Origin of the sequence: Pseudoclavibacter sp. VKM Ac-2888 (assembly GCF_015351285.1) — a bacterium.
GTDB lineage: Bacteria > Actinomycetota > Actinomycetes > Actinomycetales > Microbacteriaceae > Pseudoclavibacter.
This window is the reverse complement of record NZ_JADKSM010000001.1, coordinates 3179271-3193284: the sequence shown is the minus strand read 5'-3', so window position 1 is coordinate 3193284 and position 14014 is coordinate 3179271. Positions and strand designations below refer to the sequence as shown.

Here is a 14014-nt window from a genome sequence, read left to right as displayed (position 1 = left end):
CCACGCATCTGGCCCGACTCAAACGGGCTGCCATGCGCGACGGCGGGACTCTAGGGTTTTGAGACAACTGGAGGGGACTGAGCAAGCTCGTCCTGTTTCGCCGCCCACGTTGATGGCGGACCCGATTCGTCCAGGCATCCGGGCGTTGGGATGGCCCCTTCGAGGGAACCATCCATCGAATAGACGCAGATCCGGAACTGCGCTTCCTCGTTGGAAAGCCCGCTGTGCCAAAACTCCAGGAACTCGAGAGCGTGATTCGTCTCAGCGAGTGCGCGGGCGTCGGATCTCGCGTTTGGATCCAAAAGTCGACTTGGGGGCCGCGACGCCGCGACGCATGCTCGCTGACTTCTCACCGGAATCTGCACCTCCGCTGACGTGAGCCCACATGACGTAACGCCTATGGCACAAGCTGTGCGTTACATCTCTGCTAGGGTCGAGTCATGCATGATGACCCCATCCGGCCCTTGGTCGACCTTGCCGCCACGCGCCCAGAGGGCGAATGGCCGGAACAGTTGGACATGGCTCGGTTCCACCGCGTTCTCGCAGACGTTGCGCCCGTATCCCGGGACCTTCAAGATCTGGAAGCTGCTCGGTCCGTTCGTGACCGACTTGCCTCGATCCTGCTCGACGGATCCGATGCCGAGGCCTACAGGACTTTGAACGGTGTCGTGACGGAGCACGCGGTGATGCCGTTCGTGGATGCGTCTGGCGTGCAGTACCGCTCGGGTCGCTCGGATGCGGTGAGCTCGTTGTGGGCGCAGGTTGCGGGACCACTTCTCCTGGCTCTCGCCTCCGGCGTTCGAGGGCGAACGAAGCGCTGCGCGAGTGCGCCGTGCGTGACCCCATTCATCGACTCGTCCGGTGGGGGCCGAGAGTACTGCTGCGCGCGATGCGCCACGCGGGCACGAGTGCGCCGCCATCGGGCAGAGAGAGCGCCTCAGTGACGATCGCTGCACAGACGTGTCTTCAGTGCACCCACCCTCCGGCCGGAAGCTGGTTCACGCGCGTGGCCCACGCACTCGGCGTTGCATTGCTGCGCGTGACCCACGCATCCGACGTCACGCGAAGCCGCGAGGCGCACCGCAACGCATACGAACTCAACTTGACGCTGGAAACCGAACGGCGCCGCCGAGAGAAGACACGGCTGCTCACGAACCGGCAGATCTGAGAGCATGACGATTCCTCCCAACGCCTTCTTCCACGTCTCGCACGCCGACCTCGAGAGCCTCCACCGCCGACTTCGTAGCGCGGTGCTGCCGGACCAGTCACCGGGCGAGGATTGGTCCCGCGGCATCCCAACGCGCGTCCTTCGACGACTCATCGAAAGGTGGGCCGGAGACTACGACTGGCGCGCACACGAACGCCTGCTGAATCGCGAGGCGCACGACTCCTACCGCAGTGCCATCGGCCCTCTCCATTACGTCCAGCGCAGTGGTGACGAAGCCAAGTTGCCGCTCCTCGCCATCCACGGCTGGCCGTACTCCTACGCGCAGCTCCTCCCTCTTGCGGATGCCCTGAACGGCGAGCACACCGTGATACTTCCCTCGCTGCCCGGGTTCGCTCACTCGCCCGCTTCCACGCAGCCGTTCAGCGCGAGGCGCATCGCGGAAGCACTGCACTCGTTGATGGTCGACCGCCTGGGTCACCACCGCTACATCGTCTACGGCGAGGACATGGGTGCCCCCGTCGCAGACTGGATCGCTGGCCTGCACCCAGGCCCCGTTGCCGGAATCGTCGCGTCGCATCCGTCGTACTCCGCTCAAGCGAGACCAGGAGTTCTGCTGAACCAAGACGAGCGCGCGTTCCTTCGGCAAGCTCGGGACCCCCTCGAAAGCGGATACGCGCATCAGCAAGGCACCCGCCCCGACACCTTGGCCGTCGCATTGCTCGATTCTCCGGTCGGGCTGCTCGCCTGGCTCGCCGAGAAGGTCGCAGCTTGGAGTGACGGTGGTCATGCGAGCGAGTTCGGCGGCCTGAGCGATGACGCGGTTCTCGACCTCGTCTCTCTGTACTGGCACACGCGGTCGATCGGAACGAGCTTCCGCAGCTACGCAGAGCCCAGCGATTTCGACGATCATCCGCTCGTTGCCGCGCCGGCCTCGATCCTCATCAACACTCACGAGCGCGACTACCCTCGATCCCTCGCCGAGAAGAGCTACACGGGCGTCCGGACGTTCCAGCGACTGGAGAGAGGTGGTCACTTCACGGCGTGGGAGAACCCTGCGGCGATCGCGACCGCCATCCGACAGCACGCGCAGTGCGTCACGTGAAGCCATCGAGATCCCGGGGACGACAAGGTCCCGGGAGGAATGGGGACATGACTGCGACTTCGTCGCATCAGTCCCGGTCCTATGTTGAGAGGGAAAGCCCATTGAAGGGACCGTTCGGGAGTCTGGCCGATACTCCGGCCTCGCTCTGCCAGCTATGTACTCCGTTGAAGGATCAAAATTGCTCAGCTCTCCCCTTTTCCTCGTTCGCGGCCTGAGCGCTATCGCCCTGACAGGGGTGCTCGCGATGCTCGGCGCGACAAGCGCAGCAGCCGCGCCCGTCGGGCTCACGAGCGCCGCGCATGAGCTCACAACTGAGGACGTGAACGCGTGGCTCGACGGGATGCTCCCTTCCGCTCTCGAGCGTGAGGGAATCGCTGGTGCAACGGTTGGAGTCGTCAGCAAGGGACAGGTGATGACGCAGCGTGGGTATGGCTACGCGGACACCGGCTCGGACGCTGAGGAACCGGTGCCCGTGGATCCGCAGCACACGCTCTTCCGCATCGGGTCGATCTCCAAGATCGTGACCGCCACAGCTGTGATGCAGCTCGTCGAGCAAGGACGTCTCGCCCTGGATGCGCCAGTTCAGGACTATCTCGACTTCACACTCGACACGTCATTCGAGAAACCCATCACGCTTCGCCATCTCCTCACCCACACCGCCGGCTTCGAGGACAAGATCGCCGGAGTCATCGCTGGCCCCGGAGAGAATGCCACATCGCTCCGCGATGCCGTCACGATCGACCCGCCCGAGCAGATCGCAGAGCCTGGCACGACCCCCGCGTACTCCAACTACTCAAACGGGCTCGCCGCGTATGTCGTAGAGCGGACCGTCGGCGTCGACTACGCCGACTACGTCCAGGAGCACGTCTTCGACGCGGTAGGCATGTCCACAGCAACGCTCGCCCAGCCGCTGCCCGATGAAATGCAGTCGTCGATGTCCAAGGGCTACTCGTTCACCGGCTCCGCCGAAGTGCCGTTCGAGATCAACGCGCCCGCCCCTGCCGGTGCGATCTCCGCGACGACTGCAGACATGAACGCGTTCATGCTCGCGCAACTCGGGGACAGCAGTCCGCTGCTCAGCGAACGCACTCTGGAGCAGATGCACGAGCCAGCCCTCAGCACCGAGGAGCTCGGCGGTCTCGCTGCAGGACCTCGCATGACCCTGGGCTACTTCGAGGCGGACAGAAACGGGCACCGGATCCTCAGCCACGGAGGCGACCTCACCGCGTTCCACGCGCAACTCGACCTCTACCCAGACGACGAAGCTGGCGTCTACATCTCCCTGAACAGCACCGGGTTGAACGGGGACGCGTCGACTGCGATCCGAGACGCCCTGTCTCGCGGGTTCGCAGACCGGTACTTTCCCGACCAGCGCGACGCAGCCGTCGTGGAAACGACGACCGCAGCCGAGCATGCAGACGAGATCGTCGGCACCTATCAGGTGTCGAGACGCAGCGAGTCCACGTTCGTGCGCCTTTTCGCCGCCCTCTCCACCGTGGAAGTGTCTCCAAGCGCGGGCAATGCGGTGACGATATCGGCGGTCACCGACTTGGCCGGTACCCCCGTGGATCTCGTCGAGGTGGAGCCCTGGGTATGGCAAGAGGTTGATGGGCAACGACGCTTCGCCGTCGACCAGCAGGACGGACGCGTGGTCGCGATCGGCCTCAACCCGGCGTTCGCGCTCCAGCCGATGTCGCCGAGTCGGGCGGCGTTGCCGATCATCGCGACGCTCTCGCTCGCTGTACTTGCTGCCGCGGTACTCGCGCTTCCTGCGCGGTGGGGCATCCGTCGCTGGTACAAGGTCGCTCAGGAGGCCCCGCGTCGGGAACGGCTGCTGCGCCGTCTTCGAGCGGCCGCCCTCGTGGCGCTTGCTCTTGCGGGCATACTCTGGGCGACCGTCGCGGCGACGCTCCTCTCGGACGGAGCTCCACCGTCCGCAGTGATCCTGCGTTCAGCACAAGCACTCACCTTCGCGGCCGTTCTGGGCGCGCTTCCCGCAGCGCTCCTCGCAATCCACCGCGCGCAACCAACGGAGAGCAACGCGGAGAATCCTTCGCCGTGGCGGTCCAGAGGGGCACACACCCTCCGCATCACCGGACGCATTGTTCTGACGCTCGCATTCTGTGGACTCGGGTACGTGGCTGTCGTCGGCGGATTGCTTCTCCCGAGCATCACCTACTGACCACAGGCGCTTGCCCCGTGGTTCTCGAGGATGGTGACGCCCGCGGTGCGATCTACGGGCACGACGGGGCGGACCTCGACGGGGAGCAGCAAGCCCGCGCCCCCATTTGACATCTCGTCCGTCGTGCAGCCTGTAACTGCCAGTAAGACATTGCAAACCCCAAGGGTGTCGAAACGAACGTGGCGGTGGTGAAGGTAGATGGGGGCCTCGCATCCGCAGCACGAGGCTCCACGCATCTGGCCCCGCTCAAACGGGCTGCCACTCTCGCCCCGCTGTGGGTGATCAGGAGTCCCCCGACGCAGCGTCGTGCAGTGTGACGACCAGCTTCTGAGCGGACACGCCACCGCGGAGCGTGTCGATCGCTCCTTGGAGAGCAGAAAGGCCGTCTCCGACAACGTGGGCATTCGGGTAGGCGCGATGCCGGCCAGTTGCAAGCGCTTCAGGGAGGTAGCTGCCCCAGATGGCCGCACCCACGGGAGAGGTCGAGATGGCGCTTCCCCAGATGAACGAGGCCCTGATGTTGCGGGCACGGCTGCGTACTTGCAGCAGCGCGCTCCGTGTTCCCAAGCGCAGGAGCAGGCGGATCCGGGCGAGGGAGAGGCCACCTCGACGGGGCTGCTCGTAGAACGACACGGGCGGGCTCGCCATCGCGATCTTCGTCGCGCCGGTCGCCCGAGCGATCTTCAGGCACGGTTCGGCTGACCCCACGGCGATGGCCAGGACACCCGCAACGACGGAACCGTCGACAGCCTCGATGATCCGGTCGACAACGTCCGCATCGCGGTAGTCGAATGCCGCCTCGGCCCCCAACCTCTTCATCTGTTCGTGATTGCGGGCAGAGGCAGTCGTGACGACTCGATAGCCCGCCGCTCGGGCGAGTTGAATCGCGTTGCCTCCCACGGCCGTCGCACCACCCCACACCACGACGACCTCGTCGCGAGATCCTGAGTCCCCGAGGCTGGAGTAGTCCAACCCCAGCTGCGCGGCTTCGAAGAGGCCGGCTGCAGCAGTGGACAGCGCGAGTGGGAGGACGGCGGCCTCCTCGAACGCCATGGTGTCCGGCAGAGCGGCGGCGAGGTTCGCGTCGACGGCGACGTATGCCTGGAAACCACTCTCGGAGACAGCATCGCGGCCCTTCTCCAGACCGATCGCGTACGCCGTGACGCGATCGCCGACCTCGAAGGCACCCACGTCCTCTCCGACCTCGACGACGACACCCGCGACATCCTCGCCGAGGATCACCGGGTACTGCAGCCACCCGTACATCAGGCGGCCGTTGGACTGGATGATCGCATCCAGCGGATTCACCGCCAGCGCGTGCACCGCGATCAGTAGCTGCCCCGGGCCCGGCTTGGGTGCGGGTGCGTCCCGAATCGTCAGATCGGCGTATGGGGCATCGATCCACGCCGCAGTGTTTTCTCTCATGACCGTTCGCTCTCCACAGGTGATGACATCTCGTGCCGTCACTGTACACCTGATGACACTTCGTGACATCATGTTCGTATGCCTCGATGGTCCCCCGACGCCGCGCTTCGGCTCGAAAGTGCAGCGATACTCCTGTTCGAACAACAGGGTTTCACCGCAACGACAGTGCCCCAGATCGCCGCAGCAGCGGATTTGACCACTCGGACGTTCTTCCGCCACTTCGCCGACAAGCGCGACGTGCTCTTTCTCCGAGATCGCGAGTTCCCCCAAGCCGTCAGCGACTTCATGAGCTCGGTCCCGCCCGACACCACCGGGGCCGCCACGGTACTTGCGGGGCTCGTTGCGGCATCCCGCGGCATTCAAGACTGGCGAGCGTCGATCGCTCGTCGGCGCCTGATCGTCCGCAGCCAGCCGGCGCTGCACGAGCGCGAGCTCCTGCAGAGCCACCACCTCACCCTCGCGATCGAGGAGTCACTGAAGCAACGTGGCACCGCCCCTCGCTGGTCGCGCACGCTGGCCGCTCTTGCCGTGACCTGTTTCGACCTCGCGATGGACCGATGGCTTGCGGGACCCACGGATCGCCCGCTCGAGGAGTGCGTGACGTCGGTCTGGGACGACATGCGCGAGTGCATCAGCGAGTGACGCCGCTCACATCGGATGCCCAAGAGGGAGGACGTGCGTGGCTCCCACCCATGAGCCCGCCTCGGCTCTGCCACGTCGCGAGGTGACTGCGGCAAGGTCGGCTGCGTCATGGGGTGATTCTAGGGACCCGACCCCGAGGCCAGGGCGCCTCGTGCACAGCACAAGACGCCCCAGCTCACGTCGACCGTTGCGCCGAGTTAACCTGCTGCCGCCTCCGCGACCAGGGCAGTGTCGACGAACTGCTCGAACCGCACGATGAGTCCGCCGCGAACCACGAAATGGTGGGCAACCCGTGCGTTCAGCGCCTTGCCCGTGGTTCGGTGGGTTGCGGTGTACCGCGCAAGCACGACCACATTCTCCCCCTCGACGATGTAGGAATCGTCGTGGGCAGTCCAGTCCTCCCAGTCGCGGCCGAGGACTTCCATGACGTTCGAGGTCACCCCTCGGGGCGTTCGGTACGTCCCTGCGAGTGGGAACCCTGCCATTTCGGTCCACTCGACGTCGGGGGCCAGGGTGGCCCGGAGCGCGTCGAGGTCGCCCGCCGCTGAGGCGAGGTACTGACGGCGGACCACATCCCGCGGTGCAGCGCTCGTCGTCTCGTTTTCGTCGTCGTTTGTGCTCTGGTTCAGCCCCATGTCATCTCTCCCTTGGCAACTTTGGTCCCGATCTGAGCTGCGATGCCCATCCCGGAGTCGGGGTACTTCTGGTTCAGCAGTGCAGTGGCGGCAGCGCCGTCCGTGGTTTCAGCCAGTACCTTCTCGAACGTGTCGAGGTAGGTGCGGGTGTACCGAAGTGCGCTCGCGTCGTTCGCCGTGTCGGGCAGGCGATGACCTGGGATGACGGTGATCGGGTCGAGGGCCGACATCGCGTCGAGCTGGTCGACCCAGGCCGAGCGCAGTTCGGGCGTGGCGGTGTCTGCGGTCCAGACGTGCTCCTGCTGGAACACGAGAACACCGCCGAGGATGACGCGCTGCGCGGGGTACCAGAGGTAGTGGCGGTCGGGGAGGAGCTCGGAGCCGCCACGGAGCTCGAGCTCTTCGCCGTCGACCGTGATGGTGTCGGAGGTGAGCGGTGAGATCTCGGGGAAGCGTGTCGGCAGGTTCGTGCCGAGCGTGGCCCAGGCCTTGAGCTTGCCCTCGAAGGAGGCCGAGATGTGTTCGATGACGATCGGGGTCGCCGTGACGATTGCCTCGGGGAACGCCTCGGCGATGACTTCAAGGCCGAAGTAGAAGTCCGGGTCCGCGTGACTGACGAACACGGTCGTGAGGGTCTTGCCGGAGTCGAGGATCGCAGCCACAAGCCGGTGCCCGTCAGCTCGAGTGAAGCCAGCGTCGACGAGGACCGCCTCTGTTGGCCCGGTGACGAGCACGGCGGACTTGTTGAGGGAGCCGACGGGGAAGTTGAGATCGAAGACTTCGAAGGAGAGTGTCATGGTCGGTGATCGCTTTCTTTGGCTGTGCAGCGTCTGCCGCACACAAGAAGCAACTTAGCTGAGCAGTCAGCTATTCCCGGAACTTTCGCGGCATGACTCCGCCCCGGTCAGGGCATGATGGGCAGCGCCCGCGCAGCTTCCTTGCTGAGCGCCTCGACCGAGGCAGCGAATGCCGCGCGGTGCTCTTCCGGAAGCACCGCGAGCAGCGTCCGCTCGATGTTGGCAGCGTGCACAGCACTCGAGTGCAACAGCATCCGCTCCCCCTCCTCGGTGAGGTTGACCAGCTGGACGCGCGCATCCTCCGTCGAGGGTTTGCGCGTGACGAAGCCGCGCTGCACGCCGCGCTGCACGAGCCGAGTCGCACCTCCCGACGTGAGCACGCGCGCCTGAGCGACATCTCGGACCGCGATGCCGTCTGGGCCAGCCCTCCCGACGACGACCAGGAGCTCGAACAGGGTGTGCTCAAGACCCGTCTCGTCCTGGAGCGCCTTGGCGAGGAGATGCTCCCACCCATTGGCGGCCCCAAGGAGTCGGCCGAAGAGAAGGATCCGTGGGTCGCTGACCGCCTCGCACACACTCGGAATGACGGTCACTGAACTCATGAAGTCACCCTAATCCGCCTCCTCGCTAAGAGGGTCGTGGTGCTCACAAGAACGCCGCCGGACGACGAAGTGGAGATGGGCGAGACCGCTGCCCACCGGGGAGATGACAACGAAGCCCGGCGATCAACCACCCCACCTAAGGACAACAACCCGGGACTTCGAGCTCGGGAGCCGCTTCCCGGTCACGAGCGCCGGGCCGCCATGACTTGGGGACTACGCCTGCCCCGGAAGGGCGTCGAAGTCGGCGCCATTGGCGATAGCGGCTAATGCGGCGAGGTGAGCCTCCACCGCGGTGGACCCGACCGGTGTGAGCTTGACCCAGGTGAGACGCCTTGAGTCGGCTCGACTGGCTGACCTCTCCTTACGGAGCGACACGAAACCGGCGTCGGTCAGCACTTTGATGTGCTTCGAGAGCTTGGCATCATCGATGGCGAGCGCGTCGCGAACGACGGAGAACTCCAGCTCGTCGACGCTCCGGAGCAGTCCGCAGATCCGCAGCCGCAGCGGGGCATGGATCACCTCGTTGAACACGGGAGCGCGACCGGCCGTCACGCTCCCGCCACCTTCGGAGCGGCGACCTCCTGGCGGAGAGCCTCGTCATAGCGGCGGCCGAGGATGACGGTGGCCATGAAGGTGACCCCAGCAGGGATGAGCGCCCACCACGGATCGATGCTCAGAAACTTGAAGGCCAGACTCGACATCATCGCGGCGACGAGCATACCGAGCGTTGCCAGGAGCAGGCGCTTGCTTCGCGGGCCGGCCGGCTTCGTCACGACAACTCCGAAGCGTCGGGAGTAGGTCGTGGTCAGGATCGGGATCGCGACGATCCCGAGCACCAACAGCACCATTGGCCATGCCCCGGGAAGCGCATGCGCACCCGCGAAGATCGCGGTGATCACCCCGAGGGCTGGGTGATACCACCACGGCGTGACGATGCGAGCGGCCAACCCCTGACTGTCGTGCCCGAGGTCGTCGAGCGCAGCCTGTGCCTGATCCCGGCTGGGCGACTTAGCCCGGCTATCCGGTGTCTGATCCTCGAAGTCACTTGCCATGCTCGCAACTCTATCCAGTGAGTTGCGAACGTGGCAAGTCATCCAGTGCGAGGAATCAGAGAACGACCCTTGTGAGCTCCTGCCCTTCCGGGGTGGTGACCGTGAGGATCGTGCCTGAGTAGGAAGCGATGCCTGCGAGACCCAGAACGAACTCGTACGTACCGGGAACTGCTCCCGTCGAGGTGAAGCGCGCGCCGCGACTACCCAATCGAGACCAACCCCACGTGCCGGGAGTCGTTCCCGAGGAGTTGAGGGCCCACTGATTCGCAGTGCCGTCGATGTCCACGTCGAAGGTCGTGCCTGCCGTCAGGCTCTCCGTCGTCGTGAGGGAGATCGGGAACCGCGTGGAGTCACTCGTGTTCGCAGAGAGGGTGACCGGCTGCGCTGGGCTCGCTGCCATGGCAGGCGCGGCGACGCCGAGAGCAAGAACTGGAGTGGCCCACGCGAGACCGATCACGGTGCGACGCGAGACAGCCTCAGGTTCGGGTGCGGTCATGGTGAAAAATATAGCGACCGCGCGGTCAGGCGCCTAGCACGATTTTGGCACTGACGACCGGGATAGAGGTCGAGCCGGAGCAGGCATCGCACCACCCGACGTTCTATGCGCTTCGCTCGCTGGTCTGGAGCCAGCCCTTGATAGCGTCAGCGACCTCATCCAGGTGAGATTCGAGCAGGAAGTGTCCGCCATCGATGAGGTCGACGCGAGCGTGCGGAGCGTCGCGAGTGAACGCCTCGGCGCCAGCTGCGTCGAAGATCTCGTCGTTGCGCCCCCAGACCACGAGGACCGGCACCTGCGAGGTACGGAGCCAGGCGTGCACGGCTGGGTACAGGTCACGGTTGGTGGTGTAGTCGCGGAAGAGGGACAGCTGCACGTCGTCCTGCCCCGGCCGGGCGAGGAGCGCGAGGTCGTGCTCCCACGCGTCGGGGTCGACGGTCGTGATGTCCGGCACGCCGTGGGTGTACTGCCATTCGACAGCCTCACGGCCGAGGGCGGGACGGAGCGCGTCGCGCGTCTCGGTGGTCCGTTCGGCGGCGTCGGCCCAGATCGGGTCCCAGAAGCCGGGCACGAAGCCCTCTTCGTACGCGTTGCCGTTCTGGGAGATGACCCCGACGACCGCAGCGGGGTCGGCGAGAGCGAGGCGCCAGCCGACCGGGGCGCCGTAGTCCTGGACATACATCGTGTACTGCGTGACCCCGATGGTCGAGAGGAACCGACCCGTCACCTGCGCGAGGGCCGCAAAGGTGTATTCGAACTCGTCGACGGAAGGCGCAGCAGAACGGCCGAAGCCGACATGGTCCGGAGCGATGACGCGGTACCGATCGGCCAGCGCGGGGATGAGGTGCCGGAACATGTGGGAGCTGCTCGGGTACCCGTGCAGGAGCAGGAGCACGGGAGCGTCGGCGGGGCCGGCTTCGCGGTAGAAGACGTCGAGCCCATCGACGGAGACGGTGCGGTGGTGGACGGTGACCATGACTAACCCCTTTGGCTTGTTTTACTGGTTAGCAGGACGGTAGCATGGATTCGTCGCACCAGACAGTGCGGGAAAGCGAGGAGAGGTGCTTCGCAACGAGGAACTGCTGCTGAGCCTGCTGAACAGCGCACCGGTCATCGAGGGCACCCCGACCGACAGCCTCCAGGGCGCTCCGGGGCGAGATATCGCTCGCAGCTGGGGCGGGACAGGATCCGCGAACGAACTGGCCCGCCTCCGACGCGTACGACAGGCGCTGCAGGCCGTCGCCCGTGGAGACGACGGAGGGGCGATCGGAGAGCTCACGGGCATCCTCGACGATGCCGTGCAGACGCCGCGCGTCACCCCGGATGGCGTGACCTGGGAGCTTCAGACTCCCGACGACGACCGCCTTGCGGCAGGGGCCGTGCTGGCGTGGTCGAGCGTGATCACGGAGTTCCCCGGGCGCCTCCGCGCCTGCGCGAACCACGAATGCACCCAGTTCCTCGTCGACCACAGTCGCCCCGGCACCGCGAAGTGGTGCTCGATGGCGGTCTGCGGCAACCGGATGAAGGCGCGCACGCACGCACGCCGCTCCAAGGCCTGAGCCAAGCTGCCCGCGAGCGCAGCCCCCAAGCGATCACTCTGGTCGGGTCAGGCGACTGAAGATTGTGGGCCCGTCAGGCCTCGCTGCGACGGCGGGAACCCAGGCCAACGGCCGTCAATCCCGTGATCGCCACTCCCAGCACCAATGCGGTCCCCAAGCTGCGGTCGCGTGACGCCGCGCAGGCACCGATCGCTTCCTGCATCCCGTTCCCACCCGTGTCGCGAACACCGAGTCGGTAATCCGGGTCAGCGCCGAGGACGGGGGTGCAGATGACCTTGACGGGATCTTGCGTGGACACGACGACGGACGCGGGAAGCGTGAGGGCGAGAATCACGACGCAGGCTGCTACCGCGGCCAGCCCCCAGGCGATGACAGCAACAATGCGAGCTCGTCTCATTCCGGGATCCTACAACCGTGGCCGTTGCGGCCATCGCCCCTGCCGAGCAGGCCGCCCGCAGTGTCACACGCTGACCACTCTCGGGAGATACTTCGGCGATACTCATCGGCACCGTCCGGCAGTTCACGGGTGGCACAACTCGTGAGCGAACTCGACTCGGCGATTCGACTCCGAACCTACTCAAAGTCTCCGGCACCCATCTCCCCAGTCTCCCCGCACGCGCAGCGCTCCGCAGCCATCGGGGACTGAGAAGTTTCGGGGACCTGCGCCTAGAGCATTCCGAGCACGGCCAGCGGCCTCCGAGTGCTGGGTGGATCTCACAGTGCGAGCATGAGGCCATGCTCAATCTGCTGACGCTTCCGGCCGAACTTCCGACGGCAGCCGAGCCCATCGCGATCCGGCGAGCGACGCTCGGAGATCTGCCCGCGCTCATGGGGCTGCTCTCCGATGACCCGATCAGCGCGTCTCGGGGCGACGTTGCCGATCACGCTGACGAGAGGCTGTACCGCAGGGCGCTCGAGGGCATCATCGCCGACCCTGGCAACGAGGTCATTCTTGCGACCGACCTGGCCGGAGCCCCCGTCGGCACCCTGCAGCTCACCCTCATCCCCGGGATGGCCCGCCGAGGAGCCTGGCGGCTCCAGATCGAGGCGGTTCGGGTTGCGACCGACCATCGTTCGTCCGGGATCGGCACGGCCCTCATGAACTGGACGGTCAGCGTGGCTGCGCCGGCACTCGGCGCCACGCTCGTGCAGCTGACGTCCGACAGCGCCCGCGCCGACGCGCACCGCTTCTACGACCGCCTCGGTTTCCGGCCCTCGCACACCGGGTTCAAGCTCACCCTCGACACCGCCCGCCAACCGGGGCTCTGACCGGGAACGCGCTGCTGGTCGCCTCGGGGCTCAGCAGCACAGGGGTTTTGCGAGGCGGCGGCGATGACGGGGTTTCTCGGTCATGATGTTGTGATGGTGAGCAGCGAACCGAAGAAGCGCATTCTGCGCCTGGCCTCCAGCTCGCCGCGGCAGGGAGATGCGGGCTCGCCGGCATGGCCCTACGACGTCGACTTCGTGCTGAACGAGGGCGGGTTGTGGACCATCGGTCTGAGCGAGGGGGTGGGTCACGGGGCTGCCGGACGTGTCGTCAGCGTTGAAGAGGCCCTCCAGACGCGCTCGCTGGCGCACATCATGAAAGCCGAAGGGAGCTGGCTGGTCCCCTACCTTCGGCGACTGCATGCTGGCGGGCGAGTCACCGAAGAGGAGCTCGTCGAGGACTATCTCAGTCGACACGGTCGCCTTCCACGAGTAATTGCCTAGTCGGAGCATCACGGCGACGGCCTCGCAGGCTCCCACCGACCGAGAACGAGCTGCGGGCGCCAGGAGTTGAGCTTCCTCTGCCAGTGCAAGAGCTGAGCCCGTAGGATCACGCCTCGTGAAGAGCGTGAACGTTCCGATGATCGTCGATTCCAGCTCGTGGTGGGACGAGGGGGTCGAGGTGCCCAAGATCGATCACGAACCTGCCGGGCCCGCGACCTGGCTGCGGGGCCATCCATCGGTCTTCGACACAGACCACGACGAGACGCTCCTCTTCGCCGAGACCGGAAGCGGAGTCTCCCGGTGTGGAACGGCGGACGACTTCAGGCAAGACGTCCTGTTCGAGAACGTGCCCATGGGGTACACCAGCCTGACGCTGCTCGAGAAGCGCGCGGTCGTCATGGGTGGTCGCGTTGCGCGCCTGTGGCCAGGTGAACTTCAACCACTGGGATACGTCGCGAGCACGGTGGATGTGGCGGGGCGGCCCCTCGGGGCGGGTCACGATTCGGTCCTCTGGCACAGCATTCACCGCGCGCTGCGATGGTCGACGATCGTCACGGATCGCCCGTTCACCGTCGCCGCCGTGCAGAGCTCACAGGCCTGGCACTGATCGCTGTCGACTCAGCTCGGCAGCGTCCGCATCCGAC

The 14014-nt window shown here is 65.9% G+C and carries 18 protein-coding genes; 9 read left to right on the top strand and 9 right to left on the bottom strand.

Annotated elements, in window-relative coordinates:
• Window positions 1-440 precede the first annotated feature (440 nt).
• The 4 genes from ITJ61_RS20495 to ITJ61_RS15110 all read left to right on the top strand — a co-directional run bounded on the left by ITJ61_RS20495 (window position 441) and on the right by ITJ61_RS15110 (window position 4452).
• Window positions 441-944 (top strand): CGNR zinc finger domain-containing protein, encoded by a 504-nt coding sequence (locus ITJ61_RS20495; RefSeq protein WP_194686614.1) that lies wholly within the window; start codon window positions 441-443, stop codon window positions 942-944.
• A complete protein-coding gene (locus ITJ61_RS15120; protein ID WP_194686782.1) occupies window positions 941-1168 on the top strand; it encodes a hypothetical protein in 228 nt (75 codons plus the stop codon). Before ITJ61_RS20495 ends, ITJ61_RS15120 begins: the two co-directional genes overlap by 4 nt.
• Before the next feature lie 4 nt (window positions 1169-1172).
• Window positions 1173-2270, top strand: coding sequence for an epoxide hydrolase family protein (locus tag ITJ61_RS15115; protein ID WP_194686613.1), 1098 nt, complete (start codon window positions 1173-1175; stop codon window positions 2268-2270).
• 178 nt (window positions 2271-2448) lie between these two features.
• Complete coding sequence (locus tag ITJ61_RS15110; protein WP_194686612.1) at window positions 2449-4452, top strand: serine hydrolase domain-containing protein; 2004 nt, start codon at window positions 2449-2451, stop codon at window positions 4450-4452.
• A gap of 282 nt (window positions 4453-4734) precedes the next feature.
• On the opposite strand, the gene ITJ61_RS15105 is transcribed toward ITJ61_RS15110, so the two are convergent.
• Window positions 4735-5877, bottom strand: coding sequence for a zinc-binding alcohol dehydrogenase family protein (locus ITJ61_RS15105; RefSeq protein ID WP_194686611.1), 1143 nt, complete (start codon window positions 5875-5877; stop codon window positions 4735-4737).
• Window positions 5878-5955: 78 nt separating this feature from the next.
• Here ITJ61_RS15105 and ITJ61_RS15100 point away from each other — a divergent pair, with 78 nt between their 5' ends.
• Window positions 5956-6519 (top strand): TetR/AcrR family transcriptional regulator, encoded by a 564-nt coding sequence (locus ITJ61_RS15100; RefSeq protein WP_194686610.1) that lies wholly within the window; start codon window positions 5956-5958, stop codon window positions 6517-6519.
• 197 nt (window positions 6520-6716) lie between these two features.
• Here the strand turns inward: ITJ61_RS15100 and ITJ61_RS15095 are convergent, their stop codons facing one another.
• From ITJ61_RS15095 to ITJ61_RS15065, 7 genes are all read right to left on the bottom strand, one after another.
• Window positions 6717-7154: a nuclear transport factor 2 family protein gene (locus ITJ61_RS15095; protein ID WP_104239828.1), complete on the bottom strand. Its 438-nt coding sequence runs from the start codon at window positions 7152-7154 to the stop codon at window positions 6717-6719.
• Window positions 7145-7951: an MBL fold metallo-hydrolase gene (locus tag ITJ61_RS15090; protein WP_194686609.1), complete on the bottom strand. Its 807-nt coding sequence runs from the start codon at window positions 7949-7951 to the stop codon at window positions 7145-7147. Before ITJ61_RS15090 ends, ITJ61_RS15095 begins: the two co-directional genes overlap by 10 nt.
• 107 nt (window positions 7952-8058) lie before the next feature.
• Window positions 8059-8553: a MarR family winged helix-turn-helix transcriptional regulator gene (locus ITJ61_RS15085; RefSeq protein WP_194686608.1), complete on the bottom strand. Its 495-nt coding sequence runs from the start codon at window positions 8551-8553 to the stop codon at window positions 8059-8061.
• Window positions 8554-8766: 213 nt separating this feature from the next.
• A complete protein-coding gene (locus ITJ61_RS15080; protein ID WP_323744379.1) occupies window positions 8767-9084 on the bottom strand; it encodes a transcriptional regulator in 318 nt (105 codons plus the stop codon).
• A gap of 17 nt (window positions 9085-9101) precedes the next feature.
• Window positions 9102-9605, bottom strand: coding sequence for a hypothetical protein (locus ITJ61_RS15075; RefSeq protein WP_194686606.1), 504 nt, complete (start codon window positions 9603-9605; stop codon window positions 9102-9104).
• A 55-nt stretch (window positions 9606-9660) separates the two neighbouring features.
• Complete coding sequence (locus ITJ61_RS15070; protein WP_104341676.1) at window positions 9661-10101, bottom strand: hypothetical protein; 441 nt, start codon at window positions 10099-10101, stop codon at window positions 9661-9663.
• A gap of 103 nt (window positions 10102-10204) precedes the next feature.
• Window positions 10205-11077 (bottom strand): alpha/beta fold hydrolase, encoded by an 873-nt coding sequence (locus ITJ61_RS15065; RefSeq protein WP_194686605.1) that lies wholly within the window; start codon window positions 11075-11077, stop codon window positions 10205-10207.
• 85 nt (window positions 11078-11162) lie between these two features.
• Here ITJ61_RS15065 and ITJ61_RS20490 point away from each other — a divergent pair, with 85 nt between their 5' ends.
• Entirely contained in the window at window positions 11163-11660 is a 498-nt protein-coding gene (locus ITJ61_RS20490) for a CGNR zinc finger domain-containing protein (RefSeq protein ID WP_194686604.1), read from the top strand.
• Window positions 11661-11733: 73 nt separating this feature from the next.
• Here the strand turns inward: ITJ61_RS20490 and ITJ61_RS15055 are convergent, their stop codons facing one another.
• Window positions 11734-12057: a hypothetical protein gene (locus ITJ61_RS15055; protein WP_194686603.1), complete on the bottom strand. Its 324-nt coding sequence runs from the start codon at window positions 12055-12057 to the stop codon at window positions 11734-11736.
• A gap of 338 nt (window positions 12058-12395) precedes the next feature.
• Here ITJ61_RS15055 and ITJ61_RS15050 point away from each other — a divergent pair, with 338 nt between their 5' ends.
• The 3 genes from ITJ61_RS15050 (at window position 12396) to ITJ61_RS15040 (ending at window position 13977) form a co-directional block, all read left to right on the top strand.
• Window positions 12396-12929, top strand: coding sequence for a GNAT family N-acetyltransferase (locus ITJ61_RS15050; protein ID WP_194686602.1), 534 nt, complete (start codon window positions 12396-12398; stop codon window positions 12927-12929).
• Window positions 12930-12992: 63 nt separating this feature from the next.
• Window positions 12993-13370, top strand: a complete 378-nt coding sequence (locus tag ITJ61_RS15045; protein WP_194686601.1) for a hypothetical protein — start codon at window positions 12993-12995, stop codon at window positions 13368-13370.
• A 115-nt stretch (window positions 13371-13485) separates the two neighbouring features.
• Window positions 13486-13977 (top strand): hypothetical protein, encoded by a 492-nt coding sequence (locus ITJ61_RS15040; protein ID WP_194686600.1) that lies wholly within the window; start codon window positions 13486-13488, stop codon window positions 13975-13977.
• Window positions 13978-14014: the final 37 nt, after the last annotated feature.

Bases quoted from the DNA above. Each gene is read 5' to 3' on its own strand.
- ITJ61_RS20495 (WP_194686614.1), top strand. From the start codon at position 441: ATGCATGATGACCCCATCCGGCCCTTGGTCGACCTTGCCGCCACGCGC.
- ITJ61_RS15115 (WP_194686613.1), top strand. From the start codon at position 1,173: ATGACGATTCCTCCCAACGCCTTCTTCCACGTCTCGCACGCCGACCTC.
- ITJ61_RS15105 (WP_194686611.1), bottom strand. From the start codon at position 5,877: ATGAGAGAAAACACTGCGGCGTGGATCGATGCCCCATACGCCGATCTG.
- ITJ61_RS15100 (WP_194686610.1), top strand. From the start codon at position 5,956: ATGCCTCGATGGTCCCCCGACGCCGCGCTTCGGCTCGAAAGTGCAGCG.
- ITJ61_RS15095 (WP_104239828.1), bottom strand. From the start codon at position 7,154: ATGGGGCTGAACCAGAGCACAAACGACGACGAAAACGAGACGACGAGC.
- ITJ61_RS15090 (WP_194686609.1), bottom strand. From the start codon at position 7,951: ATGACACTCTCCTTCGAAGTCTTCGATCTCAACTTCCCCGTCGGCTCC.
- ITJ61_RS15085 (WP_194686608.1), bottom strand. From the start codon at position 8,553: ATGAGTTCAGTGACCGTCATTCCGAGTGTGTGCGAGGCGGTCAGCGAC.
- ITJ61_RS15075 (WP_194686606.1), bottom strand. From the start codon at position 9,605: ATGGCAAGTGACTTCGAGGATCAGACACCGGATAGCCGGGCTAAGTCG.
- ITJ61_RS15070 (WP_104341676.1), bottom strand. From the start codon at position 10,101: ATGACCGCACCCGAACCTGAGGCTGTCTCGCGTCGCACCGTGATCGGT.
- ITJ61_RS15065 (WP_194686605.1), bottom strand. From the start codon at position 11,077: ATGGTCACCGTCCACCACCGCACCGTCTCCGTCGATGGGCTCGACGTC.
- ITJ61_RS15055 (WP_194686603.1), bottom strand. From the start codon at position 12,057: ATGAGACGAGCTCGCATTGTTGCTGTCATCGCCTGGGGGCTGGCCGCG.
- ITJ61_RS15050 (WP_194686602.1), top strand. From the start codon at position 12,396: ATGCTCAATCTGCTGACGCTTCCGGCCGAACTTCCGACGGCAGCCGAG.
- ITJ61_RS15045 (WP_194686601.1), top strand. From the start codon at position 12,993: ATGACGGGGTTTCTCGGTCATGATGTTGTGATGGTGAGCAGCGAACCG.